Here is a 1200-nt window from a genome sequence, read left to right on the forward strand (position 1 = left end):
CGGGTGGCGGGTGTGGTGCGGGCGAAGGCGGGTGCCGCGGCCGTACTGGACGAGCTGACCCGTGACCGCGACCTGGACGCCTTCGTCCTCTTCTCTTCCGCGGCTGGCGTTCTCGGCAACGAAGGGCAGGCCAACTACAGCGCCGCCAATGCCGCCTTGGACGCGTTGGCCCAGCAGCGTCATGACCTCGGCCTGCCCGCGACATCGGTGGCCTGGGGCGCCTGGGCCCACTCGGGCATGGCGATGGATCACGCTGCCGCGGAACAACTGCACCGCACCGGCTTCCTGGAGATGGACCCGGAACACGCGCTGCGGGCGATGGCGCAGGCCGTGGGACGCGGCGAGCCCGCCGTGATGATCGCCGACGTGGACTGGGAGCGCTTTGTGCCCTCGTTCACCGCGGGCCGGCCCAGCCCCCTGATCGCCGACCTGCCCGAGGTACGGGCGATATCCGCCGCCTCCAGCGCCGCACCGGACGCGAATGGCGCGGCGGCACGGCCCGAGACAGCTTCCTTGGCGGAACGGCTCACCGGACTGCCGCGCGCCGAACAACGGGACATCCTGCTGTATACGGTCCGTACCCAGGCGGCGACGGTACTCGGCCACGCCGGACCGCAGGCCGTGGACCCCGGCCGGGCGTTCAAGGACCTGGGCTGCGACTCGCTCGGCGCCGTACGGCTGCGCAACCGTCTGAACACGGCCACCGGCCTGCGCCTCCCGGCGAGCGCGGTCTACGACTACCCGACCGCGGGCGACCTCGCCGACTTCCTCCTGGGCGAATTCGCCGGCGACGCACCGGAGTCGGCGGGCACGGACACGGCGGGCACGGCCGCGGCCACTGGCCCCGCCGCCGTCGACGAACCGATCGCGATTGTCTCGATGAGCTGCCGCTTCCCGGGCGGAGTGGCCTCGCCCGAAGACCTGTGGGAGCTGCTGGCGAGCGGAGGCGACGGGCTCTCGGCGTTCCCCGCCGACCGCGGCTGGGACCTCGACGCCCTGTACGACCCCGATCCGGAGCGCTCCGGCACCTCCTACGTCCGTGAGGGCGGCTTCCTCCAGGACGTGGACCGGTTCGACGCCGCGTTCTTCGGCATCAACCCGCGGGAGGCGCTGGCGATGGCCGCGAGCAGCAGCTCGCCGGTGCCGTACGTGGTGGCCGTCAGGGGGGCGAAGACACCCCCGGGGAGGTGCTGGAGGCCG

General features: G+C 73.0%; 1 protein-coding gene. It reads left to right on the forward strand.

Features of this window, described 5'->3' with window-relative positions; genetic code table 11:
- Positions 1–1200, forward strand: a 1200-nt coding sequence (locus tag ACWD6P_RS37030) for a beta-ketoacyl synthase N-terminal-like domain-containing protein (RefSeq protein ID WP_451448615.1), incomplete at both ends; no start/stop codon positions are given.

Source organism: Streptomyces sp. NPDC002446 (assembly GCF_053595675.1).